At 45.2% G+C, this 25434-nt stretch carries 20 protein-coding genes and 1 pseudogene; 11 read left to right on the top strand and 10 right to left on the bottom strand.

Translation table 11 applies throughout. The annotated features are described in order from the left end of the window. Positions 1-108: 108 nt before the first annotated feature. The 5 genes and pseudogenes from pfkB to ACX6CI_RS03725 all read right to left on the bottom strand — a co-directional run bounded on the left by pfkB (position 109) and on the right by ACX6CI_RS03725 (position 7717). On the bottom strand, positions 109-1026 hold the full coding sequence (pfkB, locus tag ACX6CI_RS03745; RefSeq protein WP_458776836.1) for a 1-phosphofructokinase: 918 nt from the start codon (positions 1024-1026) through the stop codon (positions 109-111). A gap of 16 nt (positions 1027-1042) precedes the next feature. Beyond that, positions 1043-2779, bottom strand: coding sequence for an alcohol dehydrogenase catalytic domain-containing protein (locus tag ACX6CI_RS03740; RefSeq protein WP_458776835.1), 1737 nt, complete (start codon positions 2777-2779; stop codon positions 1043-1045). A gap of 117 nt (positions 2780-2896) precedes the next feature. After that, complete coding sequence (gene ptsP / locus ACX6CI_RS03735; protein ID WP_458776834.1) at positions 2897-5530, bottom strand: phosphoenolpyruvate--protein phosphotransferase; 2634 nt, start codon at positions 5528-5530, stop codon at positions 2897-2899. Between the two features lie 105 nt (positions 5531-5635). Then, positions 5636-7012: pseudogene (locus ACX6CI_RS03730) on the bottom strand (PTS mannitol transporter subunit IICB); the annotation flags it as partial. 393 nt (positions 7013-7405) lie between these two features. Continuing rightward, positions 7406-7717, bottom strand: a complete 312-nt coding sequence (locus tag ACX6CI_RS03725; protein ID WP_458776833.1) for a hypothetical protein — start codon at positions 7715-7717, stop codon at positions 7406-7408. 26 nt (positions 7718-7743) lie between these two features. Here ACX6CI_RS03725 and ACX6CI_RS03720 point away from each other — a divergent pair, with 26 nt between their 5' ends. The 7 genes from ACX6CI_RS03720 to ACX6CI_RS03690 all read left to right on the top strand — a co-directional run bounded on the left by ACX6CI_RS03720 (position 7744) and on the right by ACX6CI_RS03690 (position 13765). Continuing rightward, positions 7744-8745 carry a LacI family DNA-binding transcriptional regulator gene (locus ACX6CI_RS03720; protein ID WP_458776832.1) on the top strand — a complete coding sequence of 334 codons (1002 nt, stop codon included), beginning with the start codon at positions 7744-7746 and terminating at the stop codon, positions 8743-8745. A 233-nt stretch (positions 8746-8978) separates the two neighbouring features. Further along, entirely contained in the window at positions 8979-9302 is a 324-nt protein-coding gene (locus tag ACX6CI_RS03715) for a hypothetical protein (RefSeq protein WP_458776831.1), read from the top strand. A gap of 474 nt (positions 9303-9776) precedes the next feature. Then, positions 9777-10175 carry a hypothetical protein gene (locus ACX6CI_RS03710; protein WP_458774991.1) on the top strand — a complete coding sequence of 133 codons (399 nt, stop codon included), beginning with the start codon at positions 9777-9779 and terminating at the stop codon, positions 10173-10175. A gap of 16 nt (positions 10176-10191) precedes the next feature. Next, positions 10192-10608, top strand: a complete 417-nt coding sequence (locus ACX6CI_RS03705; protein ID WP_458776830.1) for a hypothetical protein — start codon at positions 10192-10194, stop codon at positions 10606-10608. Then, positions 10601-11785 carry a tyrosine-type recombinase/integrase gene (locus tag ACX6CI_RS03700; RefSeq protein WP_458774989.1) on the top strand — a complete coding sequence of 395 codons (1185 nt, stop codon included), beginning with the start codon at positions 10601-10603 and terminating at the stop codon, positions 11783-11785. Before ACX6CI_RS03705 ends, ACX6CI_RS03700 begins: the two co-directional genes overlap by 8 nt. Beyond that, positions 11769-12749 carry a tyrosine-type recombinase/integrase gene (locus tag ACX6CI_RS03695; protein WP_458776829.1) on the top strand — a complete coding sequence of 327 codons (981 nt, stop codon included), beginning with the start codon at positions 11769-11771 and terminating at the stop codon, positions 12747-12749. The genes ACX6CI_RS03700 and ACX6CI_RS03695 overlap by 17 nt, the downstream gene beginning before the upstream one ends. Further along, the gene (locus ACX6CI_RS03690) at positions 12746-13765 is read left to right on the top strand and encodes a tyrosine-type recombinase/integrase (RefSeq protein ID WP_458774987.1); all 1020 of its coding nucleotides are present in this window, start codon (positions 12746-12748) and stop codon (positions 13763-13765) included. The genes ACX6CI_RS03695 and ACX6CI_RS03690 overlap by 4 nt, the downstream gene beginning before the upstream one ends. 369 nt (positions 13766-14134) lie before the next feature. Here the strand turns inward: ACX6CI_RS03690 and ACX6CI_RS03685 are convergent, their stop codons facing one another. From ACX6CI_RS03685 to ACX6CI_RS03675, 3 genes are all read right to left on the bottom strand, one after another. Next, entirely contained in the window at positions 14135-15937 is a 1803-nt protein-coding gene (locus ACX6CI_RS03685; RefSeq protein WP_458776828.1) for an APC family permease, read from the bottom strand. A 120-nt stretch (positions 15938-16057) separates the two neighbouring features. Next, on the bottom strand, positions 16058-16942 hold the full coding sequence (locus tag ACX6CI_RS03680; RefSeq protein ID WP_458776827.1) for a universal stress protein: 885 nt from the start codon (positions 16940-16942) through the stop codon (positions 16058-16060). Positions 16943-16998: 56 nt separating this feature from the next. Next, positions 16999-17445: a hypothetical protein gene (locus tag ACX6CI_RS03675; RefSeq protein WP_458776826.1), complete on the bottom strand. Its 447-nt coding sequence runs from the start codon at positions 17443-17445 to the stop codon at positions 16999-17001. A gap of 636 nt (positions 17446-18081) precedes the next feature. On the opposite strand from ACX6CI_RS03675, the gene ACX6CI_RS03670 reads away from it, so the two are divergent. The 4 genes from ACX6CI_RS03670 to lon all read left to right on the top strand — a co-directional run bounded on the left by ACX6CI_RS03670 (position 18082) and on the right by lon (position 22424). Continuing rightward, entirely contained in the window at positions 18082-18420 is a 339-nt protein-coding gene (locus tag ACX6CI_RS03670; RefSeq protein WP_458776825.1) for a hypothetical protein, read from the top strand. Between the two features lie 329 nt (positions 18421-18749). Continuing rightward, a complete protein-coding gene (locus ACX6CI_RS03665; RefSeq protein ID WP_458778427.1) occupies positions 18750-19805 on the top strand; it encodes a sulfite exporter TauE/SafE family protein in 1056 nt (351 codons plus the stop codon). Between the two features lie 154 nt (positions 19806-19959). Then, the gene (locus tag ACX6CI_RS03660) at positions 19960-20247 is read left to right on the top strand and encodes a hypothetical protein (protein ID WP_458776824.1); all 288 of its coding nucleotides are present in this window, start codon (positions 19960-19962) and stop codon (positions 20245-20247) included. A 128-nt stretch (positions 20248-20375) separates the two neighbouring features. After that, the gene (gene lon / locus ACX6CI_RS03655; protein WP_458776823.1) at positions 20376-22424 is read left to right on the top strand and encodes an endopeptidase La; all 2049 of its coding nucleotides are present in this window, start codon (positions 20376-20378) and stop codon (positions 22422-22424) included. Between the two features lie 196 nt (positions 22425-22620). Here lon and ACX6CI_RS03650 read toward each other — a convergent pair whose 3' ends face one another. Together ACX6CI_RS03650 and ACX6CI_RS03645 are read right to left on the bottom strand one after the other, a co-directional pair. Then, entirely contained in the window at positions 22621-23982 is a 1362-nt protein-coding gene (locus tag ACX6CI_RS03650; RefSeq protein ID WP_458776822.1) for a sigma-54-dependent transcriptional regulator, read from the bottom strand. Positions 23983-23984: 2 nt separating this feature from the next. Further along, entirely contained in the window at positions 23985-25340 is a 1356-nt protein-coding gene (locus ACX6CI_RS03645) for a sensor histidine kinase (RefSeq protein WP_458776821.1), read from the bottom strand. Between the last annotated feature and the right edge of the window lie 94 nt (positions 25341-25434).

The raw sequence follows: 25434 nt of genomic DNA, 5'->3' as shown, positions 1-25434 counted from the left end.
AATCCGGGTTAGTCCTTCAACATATTAGTAGGGTCAAATTTCCTTCAGCATACAATCCCCATAACCGGGCAGCTTGACTACATCTATGGGAACGTACATGCCCCTCAACTACAGCTTCTCAAGTTCAACTCTTTGAAGCAGTTCATTCACCTGAGATAGTTTGCCGACAGTTGTACCACTTTGGCTGGCCGTGGCAGCACCGCAGGCAATACCCCTTGCAAGTGCTTCGGATAGTTCAGAACCTTCACTGAGCCCCCAAACGATTCCAGCAACCATTGAATCTCCAGCGCCAATGGGATTTTTTTCGGTAATTGCAGGGCTCTTCGCCTTCCAGGCTCCCTTGTCATTCACCAGAAGGGCACCTTCTTTACCAAGAGAGACAACTACATTAGCAGGCCCGAGCAACCGAACAGCCCGGGCAGCTTCTACAATTTCATTGATATCACCAACGGGCAGTCCAGTCAACTCATGGGCCTCTTCGTCGTTAGGCTTAACCAATACGGGGGAAGCCTTACAGCTCTTTTGTAACGCACCACCACTGGTATCAAGAAACACATGGGCCCCGGCGCTCTGAATGATCTCAATCAGCTCACTGTAAAAGGTATCAGGTACACCCGGGGGCAGGCTACCAGCCAAAACCCACCAGTCACCAGGCTGCACGCGGCCCCGAACCTTCTCCTCCAGCAAAACCAAATCCGCCTTTGAAATGGTCGGTCCCGGCTCATTAACCTTCACGTACCGACTACTCCCCTCACTCACAATTGAGACGTTGGTACGGGTATCCCCCGTTACCCAGACAAAATCCGTTTCAATCCCAAGATCTAGAAGCTTGTCGCTTAACAGCTCTCCGGTTTTTCCTGCTGCAAAACCCAGGGCAACACTTGAAACTCCAACTGATTTCAGCATCCTGGCAACATTAAAACCTTTTCCTCCACAGTCAACCCGCCATTCAGAAGCTCTTAAAACAGTATCAAAAACGATATTGTCAACTGTTAACTCCCTGTCAACTGCGGGGTTTAGTGTCACAGTACATATCATTGTGTTAGCCCTTGTAATATTTTTCAAACAGCGCTTCTTCAGCTTCTGCTGTCCACATATTGCCTGGCTCAAGTTTAGCTGCAATCTCGGGCTCGGTTTTGTGCAGGTCATCAAGGCCGATTAAAGGCAGATCATTAAACTGAGGAAAGATGATGATCTTTCCAGCAAAACGGCCCTCAATTACTGCCTGAATACCTTCTTTAGCGACCTGCATACCACCAATGGCACCGACACTGCGGCCAGGAGATAAAGCCCCCTTAGAGGCCTGATCAAGTACCTGGAACTGGTCATCAAGGCTTAACCCGGAGGTTCCAGTATATTGAGCATTGGACATATAGACCGTACTGAGATTCAGATCAGCCATTGTTCCATTGGGTACTCCTGCAAAAAAAACAAGCATTCCATCTTTGTTCATCAGGGTGTCCGCTTCGGCCATAACGGCTGCTATAGGCACACTGACCACAACATCATCTGCTCCCTTACCGTCGGTCACCTCCATGACAAACTCATGGATTGATTTATCACTGGTTTGGGGATTGTAGGTGAAGAGTTCACAGTTGTTACTTTTCGCCAGAGGACCAAAACGCTCAACAATAGCCTCAAGGCGCATATCGCTCACCTCGGTGGCAATAACCTTGCTGGGTCCATCGGGGAGTTCAATGGCGCGCTGGACATGCATCTGTCCCATGGGGCCACCGGCACCAACAAATACTGTGGTTCCACCCTTTTTCAGTTCGCAGCGGTTTCTCTCTTCTCCATAAGATGCACTAATATCTGGACCCTGGCAGCCTATAAAGGCAATATAGTCATAGTGAAGACGCCCCACATCTGCGCTCACGAGGCCATCTAGAGGAGCCTTCCCGACCATATTGAGGGTTCCCCTTCGCATGATATATTTAGCCACATCACTGACAGTCGCAGCAGACCGTGGATCGAGCATAACGATATCGTCAAAGCCTGCACCTTCAGTAAACTCATCAGAAAGTGCCTGATACTGATCAGAGGACACCTTATCGCGGACAACTACAGTGGCTGAAGTCTTCCCTGCAAGAGCCGCAACAGAGCTTGGGACATCGGTTAAAATGATTGTTCTTGGAGCATCAAGACCTTTTGAAAAGGTGTAGTCACGCTCATCACCATCTCGGCCGATAATCCACATAACGCCGCCCTGTTTTGGGTCCAGACGTCGTCTTTGAGTATAGGAAGCCAACACACAGCCCCAGGGCTCAAGAAGAGAGGCTTCGGCATATCCCATGCTGTCGCCAATGGGCAAGAGACAGGCACCTTCATCGGTCTCAAGCATCTCCGGGCCAATCAGGTGATATTGGATGAGCCCGCCTGGGATGGTATAACCATAGGCTGTGCTCTTGCCGTTTTGGTAGATATCGGGCTGAACTGCAAGTCGTTGACCTGGACTATATTTATCTTTCAGCTCTTCCCCTACTGAGATTACGGTGAGACTTGCTTCATGACCAAGCCTCGTTGGCTCCTGGGTCAAATCGCGGTTGTACAATTTAGGGTGTTTTCTACCCATGTTGATGAGTTTAACATCAGAAAAACAGAGACCAACACTATCCACCCGAACCAGCATCTGGTTTGGGCCTGGCTCCGGGACGGGAAACTCTTCTGGTTTGCCGTCTTTTCCTATGTTTTCCTCACCTGCACCGTACATGTTCCAGACCAGAGTCTGTTCTGGTATTACTGGGTCACTCGACCCATATTTGCTATATTGTGATGTCATTTTTATGTCTCCTGGGGAGTGTGAACTCAAGGAACTCAGAAAGTACTCTCATATCGTGTGTGACAGAGTTTCATAAGCTCCGTATCACGGTCTTACTTAAGATTTTAAAGATATTTACTACAACAGATCGTCGTTAATTTTATACAACTCCATAATAGCTTCAGAGCTTTCAAGCGCTAAGGCCTTACTCGCTTTTTCCTGTAATTTTTTATAGTTCACTGCGCGGATAATATTTTTCACCGCTGCTACATTAGTTGGGCTTACTGAGAGTTCCGTGACACCAAGCCCCACCAGAAGGGTTGCAAGATTTGGGCTTGCGGCCGCATTACCACATACCCCAACCCATTTTCCGTGGGCCTTGGCAGCTTTTGCTGTCATTTCTATCATTCGTACAAGCGCTGGATGATAGCTGTCCGCCTCACAGCAGAGATCGGGATGACCACGATCTATTGCCAGGGTGTACTGGGTTAAATCGTTCGAGCCGATGGAAAAGAAATCCACTTCTTTGGCTAAGTGTTCTGCAATCATAACAGCAGATGGGACTTCAATCATGATTCCAAGGGGCAACTTCGGGGCGTTTAACCCAGATCGAACAGCCTCTGCGATATTCCGCGCCTTTTGCCACTCAGACATTCTACCGATCATGGGAAACATGATATGTAAGCCGGTCGATCCATCTGTCTCTTTCTGCCAGATTGCAGTTTTGTATATTGCTTCTAATTGCCGCCTGAACATACCTTCGTGCTTAAACGACAGACGTATTCCGCGCATACCAAGAAAGGGGTTTTCCTCATGGGGTATATGCATCCAGGATACGGGCTTGTCTCCACCGATATCGGCGGTTCGAACAATCAACTGGCGGGTTCCAAGTTCCTTGGCAATAGACTTTAAACTTTCGAACTGCTCTTCAACACTTGGCTCAGCCGTAGAAGACTCAAAGAGAAACTCTGTTCGCAATAAGCCAACACCTTCACCACCATGCTCCAAAACAAGTTGAGCATCTTCAGGTTTTGCAATATTACATACAACGTCAATATGTGTCCCATCCTGGGTTTCTGCGACCTTGTGCTTTTGTGCATCTTCTGCGGTGCGGATCTGTTCCCATTGGGCAATCCATTTCAAGCCATTTTCCTTGGTTACCGCGTCTGGCTCGACATAGACCGATGATGCCTGGGGATCGACAACAATGAGCTCACCATTTTTAATATCTGTAAGGCTACCATCGCCAAGCCCAACCACTGCAGGAATACCAAAGGCACGCGCAAGAATTGCCATATGACTGTTAGGACCACCAAGCTCTGTACATATGCCGCGAACCTTAAGCCCATGCAGCCCTGCAGTCTGTGACGGTGTGAGATCCTTGGCCATCAAAATAAACTCTGTCTCGGGGTATTCAACTGCTGATACTGCGGGTACCATCAGAGCAAGAACTCGGTCACGAACGTCAATGAGATCGGCTATCCGCTCTCTTAATCGTTCATTTTCAACTGTTCGTAAAGACTCCACCTGCTTTTCAATAGCCTGATGAAATGCCCAGGCGGCCGTCTTTCCGTTTACTATATGTTTTTCGCTGTCCGTTAAGACCAGTTCATCCTGCAACAGCTGTTTTTGGGCGTGTAGAATCGCCGCCTCGTTAGGAGCTGTATTTTGCATGGTGGCTTTCAGTTCATCGAGCTGCTGGGCAGCTTTGACAAGAGCTGAACTGAAAAGTTTGGCCTCAGCTTTTGGATCCTCGGCGTTCTCCTCGTACTTCATCTTGCCTGCCTGCAGGCGAAAGGCAGGTGCCATGGTTATACCAGGAGAGGCTGCAGAACCGATTATGGTGGCACGACACTGAACATCCGGAAGGGCTGTGAGAACTGTGAGTGGATTATACGAGGCATTTACTTCTTCCTCATCATTATCGAGCCCCTGGTTAATCATTTCAGCAAGAACCTGAGTGGCTTTTTCAGCATCAGGGCCGTCAGCAGAAATTGTTAGAACATCCCCACAACTTGCCCCCATGGTTAGTAAGGTCGCCATGGATTTAGGATTTGCCGTCTTCTTATCGTTTCTAATACGGATATCTGTTCCTGAGAATTTTGTGGCAGCCTCTGATATCAGGCTTGCCGGGCGGGCATGCATTCCTTGTTCATCGACCACTGTTGCTGTCGCAGTCACTGCGAAATCATCAAACTGCTCAGGTACAGCCTGCTGTTCAACATTTAATGCATTGAGAATATCAATTTTATTGGTGGTTGTTGCAAGGGTATCGGCTAAGGACTCATCCATAACTACACCTGTCAAACGGGCAAGCAGATCCAAATGGTCTTTACCCTTTGCTGCAATACCTACAATGAGTCTGGCTACATCCCCCTTATCATTCCAGACAACACCCTGGGGAACCTGAACAATAAATACCCCTGTCTTTACAACCTGATCCTTGGCTTCATTTACACCGTGTGGAATAGCCACACCATTAATAAGGTAGGTGCTTACTTTTTCTTCACGGCCAAGAAGGGCCTCAAGATAGTCTCCGTTGACAAGCCCTAGAGCGGACAAGTTCTTTGCAATCAGTTCAAGAACTTCTGTTTTAGTTGTTACTTCTGCGTTTAATAGTAACTGTTGTGGACTGACCTTCAGTGTATCGTCCTCGGCTGCACGTACACTAACCTCAGCTGCAGGTTCCTGGATAATTTTTTCGGCTACTTCTGGCTTCTCGGTGACTTCTGGTTTACTTTGACCACCGAGTAACTTTTTAAAAAAAGACATGCTGATCTCCTTAAAAAATTGTATCGAACTTCAAACAAATCCTACGCCTGCGGCAAACACAAAACCGCAGCTGTGATGCCGCGGTCAGTCCTAACAGAGTCATTACACCAGCTTTGCTACCAAGTCATCGTAGAAGCCTGCATCCATAAAATTACCGATGCTCATATGCTGTGCACCTGGCAATTGAGCCTTGGCACGATCAGTTAATTCACTTTGGGTTATAACGATATCCGCATCCTTCAGATCATTAATAGCTGCATTAGTAACCTCAATATTTAAACCAGCATCTTTAACTTTACCTCGTAATACCGTGGCTCCCATGGCTGATGATCCCATACCTGCATCACAGGCCACAACAATAGAGCGAATAGTACCAGCAGCAACTGGTGCGCTCTGACCTTTAGACTCTGACTTTCTTGCTGCAACAGCTGCTGTAGCAGCATCAAGATCATCAGTTTCAGAGGCGTCCATACGAATTATTACTGCACCAACAATGAACGAAGTGACAGCGGAAACAGTGATGGAACATAAGGTGAGTACAATACCCATTCCTTTTGTAGACATAAGAACCAAAGCAAAAACAGAACCTGGAGAAGGGGGACCAACCAGAGCATTACCAGTAACCATATTAAAACCGACACCAGCCATACCACCAGCAATTACGGCAATGATCAATTTTGGCTTCATCATAACATACGGAAAGTATATTTCGTGAATACCACCAAAAAAGTGAATAATAGCAGCACCATACGATGATTTCTGTGCCATACCTTTCCCCATCACCATATAGGCAAGCAGGATACCCAGACCAGGTCCCGGATTGGTTTCGATTAGAAAATAGATTGAAGCACCGAACTCCTTAGCCTGCTCGGCTCCCAACGGAGTAAAAACACCATGGTTTATAGCATTATTTAAAAAGAGAATTTTTGCAGGTTCAACAATAATAGAGACCAGAGGCAAGAGAGACATTTCTACAATCCAACCTACACCAGCACCCAATGCCTTGGACACTGCAGCAACCACAGGGCCAATCACCAAAAAGGCTACTAAAGTGATAAGCATAGCTATAATGCCGAGAGAGAAGTTGTTGACCAGCATCTCAAAACCCGGTTTGATTTTACCCTCAACCTTTTCGTCAAATTTCTTTATTGCCAGTCCGCCTACAGGACCAACAATCATAGCCCCCAAGAACATTGGTATGTCTGCACCAACAATGACACCCATTGTAGTTATTGCGCCTGCTACTGCACCACGCTCACCAGCGACCATCTTACCACCTGTATACCCAATCAATAGCGGCAGCAAGTATGTGATCATTGGGCCTACTAGTTCCGCTAATTTTTCATTAGGTAACCAACCTGTTGGAATAAACAGCGCCGTAATCAAACCCCAAGCGAGGAACGCCCCAATATTGGGCATCACCATACCACTTAAAAACCGTCCCAATGACTGGGCACCTACCTTCAAAGCATTACCGGACATAAACAGACCTCCTTGTTACATGGTTGTTAAATTCTCCATAATCAAACCCTGGTGATACATTCACCGATGGTACAGGGGGAATTCATCCCTCCGGGAAAGACACAAATTCGCTCACTTGCATCAAGCGATCAATGACTCTCTTTCTCATAGGTTTTCACAAGTCGGCCAAACGTTTTACAACCTAACGGGGTAACTCACATTGGCCTCTTCAGTAAAACTAATGACAATCAATACCATTACAAAAAACTGTAATCGATTACAGGATTCCTTGTCAATAGGTTTTTTTTGGATTGATACATTTGAACACAGCAGACCCCCTACAACCACAATAACGACACATTATTATACACTTAACAACACCACACCTCGAAAGATCCTAACAGCACAAAGCCATCACACCGCAACAATCAATCCTGTAACTGTGAACATACCATATTTTTTCACAGCAGCTCCCCCCACAGACCTACCTCCATAATCGCCACAAAACAGTTCATGAACACTAGTTCGGACAGGTAACAACAAGCGACCTCCAGAATAAAATTCCTGCAAATATATAATATTAAACATTAATTCACGAATCAATCTTTCGATAACTAACAACGAGTGCACCTCTAAGGATAAAGTAGTTGTTTCACATTTTTCTTTGTAAAAAAATTGACTTACCACCTGTAACCGTTTACAATTAACCGAAGTTTCAAGGTTCAATTCTACCTACGAAGACAGAGGTTCTAATGGTTAAAATCAAAGATGTGGCAGATGCTGCCGGTGTTTCTACAGCAACGGTATCCAGAGTTCTTGCAAACAAGCCCCACGTGAGAGCCGAAGTGAAAGAACGGGTTATGACTGTGGTAAAAGAGTTAAACTACCAACCCAACAGGGTTGCCCAAAACCTCCGTTCAAATACCTCCCGTATCATTGCGCTCATTGTTGCAGATATAGAAAATCCATTTTTTCAAAGAGTGAGTCGAGCTGTGGACGATGTTGCCCAGGAAATGGGCTATAACGTCATGCTCTGTAATACGGATGAAGATCCTGTAAAAGAGAAGCGATGCCTTGATATGCTACGGTTGGAAAATGTTGCAGGTATTATCCTCTCGCCCACCAGGAAGGGCGTTGAAAACTTCACAGAGACCTACTCTCTTGACATCCCAATGGTAATGATCGATCGCCACGTACATAATTTCAGTGTCGACAACGTTCTCATCGACAATATCGCATCAGCCCATACCATCGTTAGCCACCTGGTCAGCCACGGTTACAAACGAATTGCAGGTATTTTCGGAGCAGGCAGTACCACAGGCCAGGAACGCCGCGAAGGTTTTATAAAAGCCTTGAAAGACAATAGTATCAAACCTGTACAAGACCTCATTAAATACAGTTCTCCAAGGGAAGACGACGGCTATAATATAGCGCTAAAACTGCTGAAAAGAACAGATAGACCCGATGCGATTTTCACCAGTAACAGCCTCCTGGCATCAGGTATACTCTCTGCCATTAGAAATTGTAAACTCTCTATTCCCGGAGATATAGCCTTTGCCAGTTTTGATGACACCAGCTGGGCCCGGTTAATTGAACCCGCCCTCACGGTGATTGAGCAGCCGACCTATGAAATTGGTCGAACTGCGACGGAAATGCTTATTAAAAGAATTGATGACCCGAACAGATCTCACCGTGAAGTTGTTCTGCAAACAAAACTCATTATTCGTGAATCCTGTGGCTGTAAAAACGACTAAATCGCATTCATCGAATATATTTTTACAATAAGCACTACTTAACGACCTTAGTTCCCCTAAAATCGTAGACACTCGGTCAGGCGACTGTTAAGAGAAATTACAGGAGGAAAGCATAGGTGAAAAGAATAGGATTTAGAGTACTTCTCGATAAACCTTTTGAAGCGTTTTCCCTGGCCAAAACCATCCGATCGGTTTGAGATGAAAACTGATTATTAAAGGATACAAGAAGAGCAATGCAGAAAAGATTGGAATTCATAGGATTGTCGGGAACAGTCTATACGTTTGATGTCTACTCCAAGAGTGCTCAACTTCCTACAGCAGGTGGCGTTTTCATCTTGACCTATTCCCATCCCCGTGGCCATCTAGCAGGGTTTCAGGTTAACGTTCTTCGCACAGGAACAACAAGTAATCTGAATTCAGCAGTAGCTGACCTTAGACAGGATGACGATTTATTAGAAAAATGTTGGAATTATACCTGCACCATCTGCCTTGATGATCCAACGATAAGAGACCAGTATTTTGAAGACCTTCGTAACACCAATTCTATCCAATGTTAAAACTCTATCAATAAAATCATTTTTTTGTAGAAATCCCCACTAAAGTTGTCTTAATCTGTATGATGCCACCAAAGTATTCTTCTACCATTCAGAATGTCAGGGATGGAGTAATACACAATAGAACAGACGTCTCATAGTAGTCCCATTTGCCTAACGTTAAAATTACAAGATTGTAGCCATCTCCAACATAGGGCTATCATGGATTATGGTGCGAGATCCGTTATGTTGCGTGTTTTCTTCTCTATTTTTCTTCCCGCTTTTTAAAGTTGTAAACTTTTGTCTCTTCTTCCTACTTTTTCTTTGGATTTTCTTTTTTTTCTTCCGTTTTTCCGACGATAATAACGGGAAAGTCTCATAACGGACGAAAGGCCCGAAGCTGCAACTTCGGGCCTTTCTTTAGACATCCCGTAAATACGGAAGCCCATCAAGCTCTTTCATCTAATCACGGCTTTCGTTTTTGTTCAAGACGGAAGAATGGAGATTATCCTACTCAAGGCTGTGTCATGCAGATGCTGTGGCAGGATTTTTTACATTTGCCGGAGTTGCTGGCGTGGACAGGCATATTGCAGTGATCCTTGTCGGCAATATGCCCAGAGAGAAGCTCACCGCTTAGCCCAGCAAAGATATCGCCAGACAGAAAAAGGCCGGGAAGCTCACCGACAAGCTGAAAGAAGACGCAGGATGCAGGTTTCTGAAAAAACCGTGGCTGATGCATCTTCAACAGTCGTAATCACGTATGATAAATTACCTCAAGATGACCCGTTTATCGTCCCCTGTTGTCATTTTTGTGGTGGAAAGGGCGTTGTCGTTGAACATTTCCCCCGCCGGGGATACGGGAGACGGAAGACAGAAGCCAATCTCAAGCCATTCTGACTTTTCGGAGGAGCATATGACCAGCAGAAAACCCCTTGTCGGCGATCGCATCAGAACAATAGAAGGGAGCTTCGCCTGGATCGGTCACCGCTTTCTACGGGGTGGGTATTTTACCACCCTCGGCCACCATGAACTGATCCTGTATTTCTTCCTGATCCTTGTGGCCGACCGCCAGGGACTTTCCTATTACCATTATGACAAGATCTGCTCTTTGCTTGGGATTTCTTTAGATGACTACATAGTTGCCCGCAACCTGCTGATAGACAAAGATCTAGTCGCCTTTGACGGTACTTTTTTCCAGGTTCTCTCTTTGCCGCGAAGCCCTGTAATCCAATCTGCCAAAGTGCTTCAAAACCAGGATGACATGAAGACATTTGACAGGGCCACGATTGTGCAAATCATGAATAAGCAACTTAACCGCAATCATGAATGATAAAGACTCTGAAAGACTCTCGCTGGCAGTTGAGCAATATATCCTGCAACGGATAGAACAAGGATACCGGGACACGGACATTACCTCCCAGTATAAAATACTGATGGATTTTCAAATATTTGTAGAGAAGCGGGTAAAGGAATGGAATGCAATTTTCACCCTTGAGATATTGCGGGAATTTATGCATGCTGGCAATGACATCAGTAGACGACAAGGGGCTGTCCGGGGATTGGCAAGTTTCCTGTACCAGGAAAAACTTATTCCCCAGCCCATTCCGAGAAAATCAAGACCAATATTGCCAAAAATATTTGAACACTATCTGCATTATTGTGCGACAACCCGCTACGATACCGCAAAAATGGTAGAGCATGTACGGCGGATTCTTGAAGCATTCAGCCACTATCTCAAACGCAATAATCTCAAACTTTCAGCAATAACTATAGAACAAATAGACACCTTTGATCAGGAGTATAATGCACCGTATGCCCGGCAAAGTCAGAAATTAAACCGCAAATGTTTCAGGGGTTTTCTGAGGTACCTCTACCATGATCGTCATGCGATCAAACGGGATTTTGCAGCATTACTCAAGGTGCCGCGAATGTACCATCAGGCAAAGCCACCTTGCTTTCTGCGCGCGGGCGAAATCAAACAACTCTTTGAAAGTATGACCGAGACAACCTCTTCTGGACTACGGGCATATGCGATGGTCCATATTGCCTACACGATGGGGTTGAGGCCACAGGAAATCAGCAGATTAACTCTAGATGATATTGCTTTCGGCAAAGCCGAAATGTGTGTGCGATACCGCAAAGCCAGTTCACCGGTCACGATGCCGATTCCGCAGAAAACGCTGAAAGCCATTGCGGCCTACCTGGTCGGAGGTCGCCCGGAAAGCGATTGCCGGGAACTCTTCCTACAATGCCACCGACCCTTCAGGCCTGCCAAGTCATGGACTGTTTGTTGGGCAATAAAAAGCTGTATGAGAAAAGCCGGTTTACCTAAAGAAGCTACGGCCTATTGGCTGAGACATAGCCATGCGCAACATTTACTGGAAGCCGGAGCGTCGCTCTTTGAGATCAAGGAAATGCTTGGTCATGAGGATATTGAAGCGACCAACACGTACCTCCATATTCATCTCAAACTCATGAGGAGGGTTATTCTTGGCGAATTTGTTTAAAAGCTTTCTGGCACTGCAGATGGAACAATATGGTGGATATCGACAAAACCTTGGTTGTTCCACAGCAGCAGTAAACAGGCTGAAACTGTTTGATCGTTACCTGGTAAAGGAAAATGTGACCACGATCGAGCACCTAACACCTCTGTTCTTTCTGAAAATGTTGAAAGATCTGGAGATAGAGCAGAATACAAAAAGCAGGGTGATTGATGGGGTGGGCGGTTTCTTTGAATATCTCGTGCGGATCGAATTCTGCCAGACTAACCCTCTTACCGGAGTTCCACGTTTCAAAAGAAACAACATTATTCCCTTTATTTTCTCTGAACGGGAGACTGAGCAGCTACTTGAAGCTGCCTGGCAGCAGGTACGCAGGGAACATAAACACCTTTTTCTGGGGGACATGAGTTGCTGTATGGCTCTGCAGCTTTTGGCCCGCTGCGGTTTGCGGATATCTGAACCCCTGAAATTAAAAGTGAGTGATTTCAGGTTAGATGAGAGAACAATCTATATAAGAAAAACAAAGTTCAGCAAGGATCGGCTAATCCCCATTCCCAGGGACGTGGCAAACCATCTGTCGGACTATCTTCAGCTCCGCAAAACCTTGTTGCCGGTGAATAATCAAAACCCGTATCTCCTGGCCAAAAATCCCAGCAAAGGATATGCCCAGCGTATTCGCAACTATTTCCACCGGGCAAGAAAAGAGATCGGGCTCACACAAACCAGGCAGGTTATAGGCAATACCAACATCAGCGCTCCTACACCGCACTCGTTGAGACATTCCTTTGCAGTTAATACCCTCAGGCGGATAAGAGAACGAGGTGATTCGCCACAAAACGCTTTGCCTGTTCTTTCTGTATACATGGGGCATAGGATGTACTTCTACACAATCTACTACCTTAAACTGATCGATGCGGACCAACACCGGAATCTCATTGATTTCATGATCAAGTACCCACTAACCCCATGAAACTTGTCAGCTGTGTCCATCAATTTTTTGAGCAGTATCTGCCACGGATCAAAGGATACGGGCTCAACACGATTAAGTCCTATCGTGATGCATTCTCTCTTTTTCTACCTTTTGCCAGGGATACATTTGGTATGCCTATCAACTCCTTAGAACTTGAACAGCTCACCCCGGAGTTGATTGTGGACTTTCTTGGTTGGCTCGAAAAAGAGCGAGGAAACAGCGCCAGAACCAGAAATCACCGATTGGCGGCCATACAGTCTCTGGCTAAAATGATCCTCTATAAGCATCCTGAAAAAAGAGATATTGCAGAGAAAATACTGAATATTCCCTGTAAACGCTACCACAGGAATGTCATCGGCTTTCTCAACCAAGAAGAAATCCTGGCAGTTCTTGAGTCCGTGAACCTCAAGTCGGTACAAGGCTTCAGAGATTATACCATACTCAATCTGCTTTTTGATTCCGGTGCCAGGGCCAGTGAAGTGGCTACACTCGATCTCGACTATTTTGATCCACAGCAGAAAACGCTGGTCATTCAAGGCAAGGGTGGTCACTTCAGGATGATAACACTCTGGCCCAAAACTGTTGATCTTCTCTCCAGATATGTCGAAAGATATCGAACAACACCGCACATTCTTTACAGGAATCGTCTGTTTCTAAACCAGCGTGGAAAAGAACTTACTCGGCACGGAATATATAGACTGTGTCGGAAATATCTGGAAAAATCCTTGCCGGAAAAGCGGCTGAAAGACCTCAACCCTGCACATAGCTTCAGACACTCCTGTGCCGTCAATATGCTTCTGGAAGGACACCCTATATCTGATATAAAAAACCGTCTCGGTCACGATAGCGTTAAATCAACTATGATCTATCTACACCTCGATTTAGGTCAACGGCAAGGAATACAGAAAAAGTTCATCAATCATACACAATCGCTGCTCAATCAGGATGACAAGGTCGGTGAACTACTCGACTGGGAAAACAAGGAGGAAATTTTAGACTGGCTCGATAGTCTGTAGTGCTTTCCGATCTCCGCAAGGTTGATGGACAGGTGAAAAACAGGCCGACTTATTATGTTGCATGAAAAAGGAGAATCGTTCTCGAAATTGGAGGAACTGCTTGAAATAAAAGAGAATAGTATGACAATAGCCTTTTCCGTTAAAAATGTTATCATTTCGAGCAGATAGGCCGACTCGCAACATAACATGGACAAGCTCTGATTGTAGGTTGCTTGTTTTGGGTTAGGTTTTGCGTTCTTACATGCAGTGACTTTTCTCACATATATTTGGAACCAGAGCTATGATAGCAGTCTCAGAAAAAGTATGGCTTATACAAGCTATTCTGCCAATTAGTGTTAAAAGAAAAATTTTGATTTCAATAATCTGTTATCAGATGATAAGTCTCACTCCTCCAAGATCGGCGAGCCCGTAGATGAGATGGTCACCGGGAGAACCGATGAACATAAGATTTGGAGGGATCTGCCACTCCTTGGAAAGCTTCATAATAAGCTTGGGACTGAAAGTACCTGTAAGCGGTACAAATTCAATATCGATATCCGGATATGCCTCGTTGAGAAAATCGAGATCCTTTTTCAGATTGGGTGGTAGCTCTTCTTTTTGGGCGACAACATTGACCACCTTTATCTTGTTTGTATCCTCGTTCTGCTGCACATAAATCATCGCCTGGTTGAGGTTGCTTAGATTATCTCCCCTTGTGAAAAAGACGATCTGCTGATCGTTGATTTTATCAATCTGAGCTCTGATTTTTTGGGAGGCTGAGGTCATTCGTTTCACAAAGATCATAAGCATTGATCTTACTAGAAACAGAACTGCTTTGAGTATTGTAATCCTGCCAAGCATGATGGTCACAATCATGAGCGCGGGGATAAAATACTCTAAAAAGATGAAGAGATAATGCAGATTCATCATTGCATTACCAACAAGACCGACAAGTACAGCTGCGATACCTAAGACTACAGATAAGAGTGGTGCACTGGTCTCACGCGGCAAGCGCGCACGCTTTGTCTTGAGGAAGAGATTGCCAAGTCCAAATAGAGCCATCACTGCAAGAAAAGAAATGGTATAGACTCCAGCAAGTGCAGGGAGATCCCCCTTTGTTATAAACAACACCGACACACAGAGGAGAAAAAAGGCGATAATGATTCGGTATGTCGTATTCCTTTTTGTTTTTTTTAGAAAGAACTGAGGCAGACATCTGTCAAGAGTCATGCGGTGAACAAGTCCGTTCACACCGATAAAACTTGTTAAAACGGCACCTGAGAGCACCAAGGCTGCATCGATTGAAACAACATATCCGAGCCACTCCCCTCCAATCATATTTCCCATGTGAGTAAGCAGGGCATGTTGATTTTCGCCAACGTCCGCAATGGGTACCAGAGTCAGAGCAAGGAGTGCTATAACCGGATTAAAAAAACTCACCGCAATCCACATATTGCGCAGCGTAAGCGGAAATATCCCTTCAGCCTGCTCCTCAACAAAATTGGCAGAGCTTTCAAAGCCTGAAATCCCGAGAAGCGATACAGAAAAACCGAAAAGTAGGGCTATACCAAGTCCGCCTGCGGTAGGCGTGCTCATATTTAACTGTAGGGTACTCAAACTGTGCTGAGTAATGTAGTATCCACCAACTCCAAGCAGAAGACAAAGTGTTGTAAGGTGCAGGAAAAAAATCACAATCGCAATCACAGCCGATTCTGTAATACCAATAATCGTAAGAATCATAAAAATAGCCAGTAGTACGATGGTGCTTATTTCAACTGGTATTAGAGGACAAAAGGTGTGTGCATAGTGACACGCTTCGCTGGCAGAAATGACTGCTGTTGCCATATAGGAGAGAATAGTCAGGCAGGCAGCTATGGATGCTCTGAATTTACTTGTTGTGTTGAGAAGAGCGTTATATGCGCCACCATTGAGAGGGAGGGCACTGACTACTTCAGCATAGATCCCACGATAAAGGTACAATACCGCCCCAACCAGAAGAAGGACCACTGGCGCCCATATTCCAGAATATATAATTGCAAGGGCTGAGACATAGAGGCAGGATGAGGTGATATCGTTGCCGCATATGGCAGTGGCAGATATTTGTCCAAGACCACCTTTTTTATTTTCAGTCTGGTTCTTTAATTCGTACTTTCCCCTCTGGGGTGAGGGGGGCAGATCTTTTGCAGACTCCATGACCGCACCATAAAGTGATGTTATTTGATATGAGCTCCGGTTAAACAGGAACAAAAATAAATAACGGTATTTTTCTATCTTTACAAATGTGAAATCAAACTGACCGCCCAATCAACAGTTTCAGCGATGACCACGGGAGTAATTGATTTGTTTTTTTGCGACAAGTACCGGGCATGGCGTAGTTGAGACGATCCGCTCCAATACAGAGCCAAAAAACATATCCAGACTGAAGGTGTTTGTTTGAGAACCTATGATGAGGAGGTGAATGTTTTTTTCTTTGATGTACTCTGTAAGACATTCTTCAATATTATTGCCGCGAGTGGAAGCAATAACGGCAACATCCTGCTCACTTGCGCTGACAATATAGTTTTTAAGTATTTTCCATCCCTTCTGTTCAGCTTCGCGGGAAACGCCATAGCGAAGATACCGATCTGTCGGGATACTGGTTACATACAGAGCGTGGACCTCGCTACCATAACTTTTTGCGATTTCGATGGTACGGAGTCCTGCTTCTTCACTTGCCTCTGAGCCACTGATGCCTGTAAGGATTCTATCAAAACGAAGCTCTGTCTCTAGCGGTATAAGCAACACATCACATGGACTGTTTGCCACGACCTCAGCAGTGGTTCGACCAAGCATTATTCTCTCCATCTGCATACGTTTCACGCAGCCAAGCAATATAACATCAGCCTTTATGTCGTAGGCAACTGAACAGATTTGTTCATCCGGCTTTCCAGTTCGGTGGATTGTCTCTAAAGAAAGACCAAGCGAGGTTGCATACTCTTCCGCCTCGCTGAGCATTTCTAAGAGATTCTTATTAAATTCCTGCTCTGCATTATTCAGGAAAAACCGATTAGTATTGCCTTCATATTCAGGTGTCACTGAAACAACCACAACCCTTGCCCGCATAGCCGACGCAAGAGCAAGCGCCTCTTTAAACAGCGACTGGTTTTCTACTGAGTTATTTATTGTTGCGAGTATGGTTTTAGCTGCATGAGCTGTCATAGAGTGTACCTCGATACGATTTGACCTGCAGATTGTTTTTGTTGGTTTTTCTGGGTTTAGTATTGCTTCGCCTTCATGGATATATCGACATTAAAAACAGGTACCGGTGCTCGGGACACAACTTCTTCCATCCTGACACCTTCATCGACAATTACTAAATTGATTTTTTTGACAATGCGGCAGAGTCTGCCCACCACTTTTCCTATCTTGCCGCTCTCTTTAACATGTGATATGGGAATGGTTCTGGTGTCATCCTTTTCTATAAATTTCGCAATATTCTCACCCACACCAGAAGAAAACCGTTCCCGTTGATCGGGGCCACTTTTAAGAAAAGGCATGGTGTTCACATATGCAACAAGAATTCCATGATGCAGTCTTCCTGCCACATTAAGACTGTAGTTCATTGCCCCCTCAGTGAGTTTTGAACTACGAGTAATAACAAGGATTACAGGCTGATTGTGAAGACTTTCTGTTGAAGATATGTCCTGTTCCAGTGAACTCACCTCCTTTTACCATGCAATTGTGTTTTCCAGGCTCTTGAATCGTACTCTCAATTAACAATGGAATAACTAGCAAGAGGTATTCCAGGCGTGCTGGTAATCAAATAAGATTCTGTAATTGCGAAGTTTATGGTGCTGTTTGCACCTGTGTAGTTACGGCGATTGTTGCATTATGAAACATGTGCGACACAGCGTAGATAGTCTCTATCTGGAAAAATGGCCCGCCCTCTAAGCTGTCGTCACAATTTATCAAAAAATAACATATATAATCAGTAACATAGGTGTCACCGTAGGAAATGGTGTAGCCGTATCATTCGGAGATTTGACCTCATTAAGTGAAGTCCATAGTGTTGCAATGTGCAACGAATATGACGAATGCACAAAATAACATATAAATATTTGATACTTTAATGTTTTGTTAGATTTCTGTTGAAAATACGTTGCATTATGCAACAAAAAACATTTTATGGTGAATATATATAAGTAACTGTAATTGATGGATTATATCAGAAAAATAAACTGGCATTAAGCTTGCGATGAAACTGGTAATAAAGGTTTCAAAGTATTCGGTACAGATAAGGTCCCACCGCGTCATGATTTACCGATCAGTTTATAATTCATCTTTATTGGAGAAATGCAATGAGACAAAATGATCCCTATCAAACTCAGCTATCCACCCAGAGAACAACTTCGAAATCAACAACCAGGAGCGTAACCAAAACTACTGGGACAAGGACCAGTACGCAAACCGCATTTCGTAAAAAAAAGCCAACCGGTAAAATGGTGCTTTTTGGAGCCGCATCTATTGGCATGTACAGCCTGCTGTTCTCAAATGAAGGAATGATCACGAATACTTACACCTTGGGCGGCTGGCATGCGATCTTTCCTGTTGGAACCGCATTCGCATTCTCTTTTATCCACGGCGCTTTCGCCAGCAATTTTCTCGGAGTCTTGGGACTTGAACCCAAAAAATCATAAGTGTACGAATTTTTAAGAACTCAATCCAAGCAGGAGCTAACGATTCCATGAAAAAATTTCTCACTATATTGATAACAGTCTGTTTAAGCGCACTTTTAGTGCAATCAGCATATGCTGGAGGTCCTCCTCCCAAAAACGTAATGAAAGGTGTGTTCACTGAAGTTGACATGGCTGCAAAAACAGCAACCATACAAGTTGATGGCCATGATGACCTCAAAGTGCTGAACCTTGCAGAAGGTATGACTGTTGATGAAATAATACTCGATAAAAAGGTTATGGTTAGCCTCGATACCCACGCTGCCCCCAATACCATCAAAGACGTCTCGCTGATGTTCTTTGATATGACCCCTACAAAGATTTTCGCTCTTCTCATCGTTGGCCTCATTGGAGGACTTCTCTCCGGCTTTATCGGCTCTGGTGGCGCCTTCGTTTTGACTCCTGCCATGATGTCACTTGGTGCTCCAGGTGCCGTTGCTGTTGCCAGTAACATGTGTCACAAGTTTCCAAAAGCCATGGTTGGCTCTTATAAGCGCTGGAAATATGGGCAGGTCGACATAAAACTCGGCATCGTCATGGCAGTAACCGCAATCATCGGTGTGGAAATTGGTATTAAAATTCAGAAAGCAATCCTCAATATGTGGGGAAATGCAGGGTCTAACCTTTATGTAAGTGTCGTATTTGTTCTGGTTCTCGTCATTGTTGGCGCCTATGTACTTCGTGATGCAATCAAATTGACTAAAGGTAAGGCAGAGGCAAAGACATCTAAACTCGCTCTCAGGCTGCAGAAAGTAAATATCTGGCCAATGATGGACTTCAAAGTTGCCAAGGTTCGTATTTCTGCTTGGGTAACTGTACCTGTTGGACTTTTCACTGGAATGCTCGCAGCTACCATAGCCGTTGGTGGCTTTATCGGTGTCCCAGGAATGATCTATGTGGTTGGAGCCTCCGCCATGGTTGCCAGTGCCACTGAGCTTGTTGTTGCCTTTATTATGGGTTGCTATGGTTCTATCCAATGGGGTATAGCAGGGCTCATTGATATTCGCATGACACTACTCATTCTTGCTGGTTCTCTTATTGGTGTACAGCTTGGAGCGCTTGGTACAACATATGTTAAAGATCACACCATCAAACTCGTGATGTCTGCAGTTATGTTGATTGTCGCAGTTTCTCGTGGTGCCAAAGTGCCTGGTTATCTTTCTGACCTCAACCTCATTCCACAGATGCAACATAAATTGACTGTTGTCCTTAACAGTGTGAGTTTCTGGGCTCTTATTGCAGCTCTTGCTGTTGCCGGAGTCATCATCTCTGTTGCAATGATACAAGGTATGCTTCAGGATCGTGCAGAAAAACAGGGGCAGGCCATCCAGGAGGGGGTGAGCTCATAATAGCTTTTTACCATTAAACGAGGTGACTGACAGGCTCCCCTTCCTGTGAGTTACCTTGTGGGCCCGGTGTAAACCATATCTATGCATAAACAAAACTCCAGGCCCAGATAACGACCCCAATAGTTAAGGAAAAATTTAACAAGGAGGTACAGTTATGGAACCCGGATTTTATCTCACAGCACTTGTATTTGCAGTAGCGATTTTACATCTTATCACACGAGGTGTTGTTTCATTTCGCCACCACTTCAAAGCATTAAGCCCCACCAGTTCCAAAGCCCAAAACAAACGAAGCGACTGGTATATGTTTTTTCACTGCTCTGCCCTTACGGGAGAGACACAAGAGCAAGTAGTTCGTAAAGGAAAAGACAAGAATATCAGTGTGCGTCGTGGAAAGAGCAAAGCAAAAGATAGTCGTGTATTACTGAGGAGCTATCTTGCGTGAGTGATCTGCTACAGACGAGATATTTTATGGAATAATTCTATTTCCTGGCCAGCTTGAGTATGATACAGAATAAGGTTGTAACCAGTCAGTTAACAGACTTATAGGAGAGAACCGAAAGGAGTTTTCGAATGTTTTTTTCAAAAAAACAATCATCCGAAGTACCTCAGGAAGAACAGCCAGCTCAAGAGTCGACACTTCTCTCAAAACTTAAAGCACGCATCAATCAGGCCGATCTACCCGCTCATGCAGCGGAAGCTGCAAACAGAGAACTGGAGAAGCTTGAAAAGACCGACCCTGCAGTGGCTGAGTTCACTGTGGGGATTAACTATATCAGCATGCTTCTTGACCTTCCTTGGCGAGAAAGCTCAACCGGTAATTTTGATCTTGGACGGGCGAGAAAAATCCTCGATTCAAGACACAGCGGCCTAGAGCAGGTCAAGCAGCGTATCCTTGAATTCCTCGCCTCAAAAACACTGCGAGGCAATGTCCAGTCGCATGTACTGATTGTCGATGATGAAGAAATTGCGCGGACGAATATGGAGCACGTTCTGAAAAAGGACGGCTACCGTTGCCATGCAGCTTCAAACGGTGTTGAAGCTCTTGAAGTACTGGAAAAACATGATGTTGATCTGGTTATCACCGATCTGAAAATGGAACGCATGAACGGTATTGAACTGCTCGGCCATATCAATCGTCTTTATCCAGATACCCAGGTTATCATGGTGACCGGTTTTGCAACGGTAAGCTCCGCCGTAGAAGCACTGAAAAAAGGCGCCGCCCACTATTTAGGCAAACCTGTAAATCTTGATGAGCTACGCAAGACGGTGAAAGAGGTACTCGAGCACAAGCTTTCAAGTGACATGGGAAAAGGTCCTATACTCTGTTTCGCAGGCCCTCCCGGCACAGGCAAAACGTCTGTGGGCAAAGCAATAGCAGAATCACTCAATCGTAGTTTCATCCGTGTTTCTGTGGCTGGCCTCCGTGACGAGGCTGAACTTCGGGGACATCGTCGCACCTATGTCGGAGCCATGCCCGGTCGGGTTCTCAGTGAAATCAAGAGAACCGAAGTGAACAACCCCGTTTTCATGCTCGATGAACTCGATAAAATTGGTCAGGATTTTCGTGGTGATCCGGCCTCTGTTCTTCTTGAAGTGCTCGACCCCGAACAGAATACAAACTACGTTGATCATTATCTCGACATCCCTTTTGATCTCTCACACATCATGTTCATGGCCACAGCCAATGATCTCTCGAAATTACCGCGGCCACTTCTTGACCGGATGGAAATTGTACATTTCTCAGGATATACAGAGATAGAAAAACTGAGTATCGCCCAGAAGTTCATCATTCCCCGTCAACTCAAGGCTGCTGGACTGCACAGGGAAAACATCAGCTTTTCTAACGAGGCTGTCTCTCGCATTATAAGCAATTACACCTCTGAGTCAGGCCTGCGAAATCTTCAGCGCGAAATTGCAAATGTATGTAGAAAGATAGCACTTTTAAAGCTCGATGAGCAAAACGAAAACGCAGTAATTGAACTCTCCCAGATCGATGAGTCAACTATTACATCCTTTCTCGGACCTCAAAAGTTCTACCGCGAGATGGCTGAGGAAAACGACTACGTCGGTATTACCACAGGTCTTGTCTGGTCTGAGACTGGGGGCGAGATTATCTCCATTGAAACAGTGAAAATGGCCGGAAACGGTGACCTCATCATGACAGGCTCTCTGGGGGAGATTCTCCAGGAGTCCGCCCAAACCGCACTCAGTCTCATCCGAAGCAGGGCGGATGAGTTTGGAATTGATCATGAAGTGTTTCAAAACAGTGATATCCATATTCACATTCCCGCAGGAAGTATCTCAAAAGATGGGCCTTCCGCAGGTATTACAATCTTTACAGCTCTCCTGTCACTTTTTACCGGGCGGGCTGCCAGGCGAAACGTGGCGCTGACCGGGGAGATGACACTGAGCGGAAGGGTGCTGCCGGTAAGCGGTATACGCGAGAAGATGCTTGCGGCCCAGCGGGCAGGTATCACCCTTGTCATTGTACCTGCGGCAAATAGTGATGCCGTGAAGGTACTCCCGGAAGAAATTACAGCTGGAGTGCAAGTGAAGAAGGTAAAAAACATCGATGAGATGATTGATCTGGTACTACTTCCGAATAGCCTGGCAAATTAGAGCCTTACTCCTGAAAGCCTGTCGTAAAAAAACAAGAAACTCAGAAATTGTTTTTGAAATCCTAAGTTTAATCTTACCACCAGATAGTGAACGTAGTGAGACCTTCGAGGTACTTATCCGGTTCATCGGGGTAAGACATGTTGTCTGGAGTACGTTCTTCGATCTTAATAGGGGATAATTCTTTGTATGAAAACAATTATTCCTCCAGACCATAACGTTTGATTTTTCGCCAAAGAGAAACCCGATCAATCCCCAGGATTTCTGCAGCTTTTGCTCGCCTTCCCTCAACTTCATCAAGTACCCTGATGATATAATCTTTTTCGTTATCTTCAAGAGTCGGCCATGACTCCTGTTTTGTCGTTGCGCTGGTGTCACTGCCGGCGATATCCTCTTCGAGATGGTGTGTTTCGATCACATCTTCAGGGCAAGTGATGAGAACACGCTGGATAATATTTTCGAGTTCACGAATATTACCGGGGTAGTCATAACTTTTCAGTTTTTCAATAACGAGATCAGAAAGTTGTGGTACAGGACGGCCTATCTCCACATGCTTTTGCAGAAAATGACTGGCTAAAAGCGGGATGTCATTGCGGCGTTCCACCAGTGAGGGCACCACTATGGTAATAACGTCGAGACGATAGTATAGATCTTTTCGAAAGCTGCCTTCATCTATCGCCTCTTTCAGATTTCTATTGGTTGCTGCCAGTACCCGGATATCAATGGAGATCTCTTCTGAACCGCCTACGCGCATCAGGGTTCGTTCTTGTAATACACGTAACAGTTTCACTTGCATTTGCAGGGGCAGTTCGCCGATTTCATCAAAAAAAACAGTGCCACCTTTTGCATATTCAAGCAGTCCTTTCTTCTTTTTCTGTGCTCCGGTAAAGGCTCCTTGCTCGTGACCAAAGAGTTCTGTACTGATCAGTTCTTCACTGAATGCGCCGCAGTTGAGCGATACAATTTTATTTTCGCTCCTTCTTGAGAGATCGTGAATAGTTCGGGCAACGAGTTCTTTACCTGTACCAGTCTCCCCAAGGATGAGTACATTGCAGTCAAGTTGTGCAACCTGAGAAATCTGCTCTTTTAGGGCTATTGTCTTTGAACTCTGGCCAATAATTTTGGATGTTTCACTGGTGTCAGCCACTTGCTGACGGAGCCGGTACAGCTCCAACTGCATAGCGTTGCGCTCAAGTGCTTTCTTCGCCATCGCTAGCAGTTCTTTTACATTCAGAGGTTTGGCGAGGTAATGATAGGCACCCTTTTTCATAGCCTCAATGGCAGTATCCAGGCTTGCATAGCCTGTCACCATGAGCACTTCCGCTGAAGGCCAGAGACGCTTTGTCTCGGTCAGGACTCCCATCCCATCCTTGCCCTTCATTCGAAGATCAGTGATGACCAGGTTTACTTCCCGGCCTTCCATTATATGTACAGCCTCAACACCATCCGCAGCAGTCAAAACCTGATAACCGGCCTTTGTCAAAACATGGGCAAGGTTATCACGGGCAATAACCTCATCATCAACAACGAGGATTGTGCTATTGGTCGAGGATACGCTCATAATCAGGGGTGAGTTGCTTTTTGATGGAGGGGGAGGTGAATGATAAAAGATGTTCCTTGCCCCAGTTCACTGCTGACAGTAATTTCGCCCTGGTGTTTTTGAATAATACCATACACAACAGAAAGCCCAAGGCCCGTACCTTTGCCCTCTTCCTTGGTTGTGTAAAACGGGTCGAACAGCTGACCCCGCATCTCTTCAGGTATTCCCGGGCCAGTATCGTGTACCATGATGACAACAATTTCTTTAATTGGGTCGATTTCCGCCGTTATAGCTATAGCACCCTGTTGCTCAATAGCCTGGGCCGCGTTGATAATCAGGTTGAGAAAAACTTCTTGCATCCGCTGCGGATCCATCTTGACTTCGAGATCTTCTGGAATACTAATTTCAACCGTGATATCTGCGGGGACCTCGCTTTTGGCAAGTTGCACAACCCGTTTAATGGTTTTCGCAAGAAGAGTCGGGCGCAACGTGAACTTCCCTGATCTTGAAAATTCGAGAAGACCTTTAACCACATCCCGGGCCCGCAATGTTTCCTGATCGATATTTTTCAGCATTTTACCAAGCATCTCCGTGTCGTTTTCTTCCAAATCACTCATGGCGATCTGGCATGACGTGGAAATGTTATTTAATGGGTTGTTCAGCTGGTGGGCCACCCCGGCTGTTAGTGTCCCGATGGAGGAGAGCTTTTGGGACTGCACTAGTTGATCCTGACGCAGCTCAAGCTCTCTGACCATAGTATTAAACGCCTCCATAACCTGCTGCATTTCATCCCGAGTGTTGAGCACCTCAACTTGCTTAAATCTGCCTTTAGCAATAGAATGTGTTATTTTTTTTATGATATTCAGTGGCCGAAATATCTTAAAAAAGGTCAAAAATGGCATAACAATGCCAAGATTTATCGCAATAGCGGACCAAAGGTCCATACGGATCCTGAGTTCGTGGAATATAGACTGCAACTGCGATCTTTCAAATTGCAGAAGCTGGCTGCTCTTATCCGTCATCTGCTTCCCCAGATTTCTCGTTTTGTCCACAAGGACTTGGAAAGATATTAAGCCCAGGGATTGACTATCCTCTAGTTTGCTGAAATTATCATCGTAATTTTCAATGAGTACTTTAAGCTCCATGAGCTGGGGGTGGACTTTTAAATGAGATAGCTGCTCATCCACAATCTTGATTGTTGATTTCGCTTTACTCAGATAATCCTGGTGTATTTGTAACGCCTCAGGTGTGCCATATAAAAAATAATTTTTTTCGTATCGGCGAATCTCGAGAATAATATTATCAAGTTGATAGGCCTGTTCCATAAAGGAAAACTTCTTTTCAGCGGTGTGGAGATCGTCACTTGACATATACCACATCACGGATATTCCCAAAAGGTAACATACGACGAAAAAGAGTATTTTAAATGTCAGGCTAAAGTGAAATGGTTTTGACAAAATCGCTCTCCTGAAA

This window comes from Desulforhopalus glucosivorans, assembly GCF_054397165.1.
The sequence above is the reverse complement of the archived record's forward strand: the minus strand, read 5'-3'. Positions and strand labels throughout refer to the sequence as shown.

Coding starts and splice junctions, on each gene's coding strand:
- ACX6CI_RS03715 (WP_458776831.1), top strand. CDS start 8,979: ATGCAGAAAAGATTGGAATTCATAGGATTGTCGGGAACAGTCTATACG.
- ptsP (WP_458776834.1), bottom strand. CDS start 5,530: ATGTCTTTTTTTAAAAAGTTACTCGGTGGTCAAAGTAAACCAGAAGTC.
- ACX6CI_RS03705 (WP_458776830.1), top strand. CDS start 10,192: ATGACCAGCAGAAAACCCCTTGTCGGCGATCGCATCAGAACAATAGAA.
- ACX6CI_RS03710 (WP_458774991.1), top strand. CDS start 9,777: ATGGAGATTATCCTACTCAAGGCTGTGTCATGCAGATGCTGTGGCAGG.
- ACX6CI_RS03685 (WP_458776828.1), bottom strand. CDS start 15,937: ATGGAGTCTGCAAAAGATCTGCCCCCCTCACCCCAGAGGGGAAAGTAC.
- ACX6CI_RS03720 (WP_458776832.1), top strand. CDS start 7,744: ATGGTTAAAATCAAAGATGTGGCAGATGCTGCCGGTGTTTCTACAGCA.
- ACX6CI_RS03665 (WP_458778427.1), top strand. CDS start 18,750: ATGTTCTTTGATATGACCCCTACAAAGATTTTCGCTCTTCTCATCGTT.
- ACX6CI_RS03740 (WP_458776835.1), bottom strand. CDS start 2,779: ATGACATCACAATATAGCAAATATGGGTCGAGTGACCCAGTAATACCA.
- ACX6CI_RS03650 (WP_458776822.1), bottom strand. CDS start 23,982: ATGAGCGTATCCTCGACCAATAGCACAATCCTCGTTGTTGATGATGAG.
- ACX6CI_RS03670 (WP_458776825.1), top strand. CDS start 18,082: ATGAGACAAAATGATCCCTATCAAACTCAGCTATCCACCCAGAGAACA.
- ACX6CI_RS03690 (WP_458774987.1), top strand. CDS start 12,746: ATGAAACTTGTCAGCTGTGTCCATCAATTTTTTGAGCAGTATCTGCCA.
- ACX6CI_RS03680 (WP_458776827.1), bottom strand. CDS start 16,942: ATGACAGCTCATGCAGCTAAAACCATACTCGCAACAATAAATAACTCA.
- ACX6CI_RS03660 (WP_458776824.1), top strand. CDS start 19,960: ATGGAACCCGGATTTTATCTCACAGCACTTGTATTTGCAGTAGCGATT.
- ACX6CI_RS03645 (WP_458776821.1), bottom strand. CDS start 25,340: ATGTGGTATATGTCAAGTGACGATCTCCACACCGCTGAAAAGAAGTTT.
- lon (WP_458776823.1), top strand. CDS start 20,376: ATGTTTTTTTCAAAAAAACAATCATCCGAAGTACCTCAGGAAGAACAG.
- ACX6CI_RS03700 (WP_458774989.1), top strand. CDS start 10,601: ATGAATGATAAAGACTCTGAAAGACTCTCGCTGGCAGTTGAGCAATAT.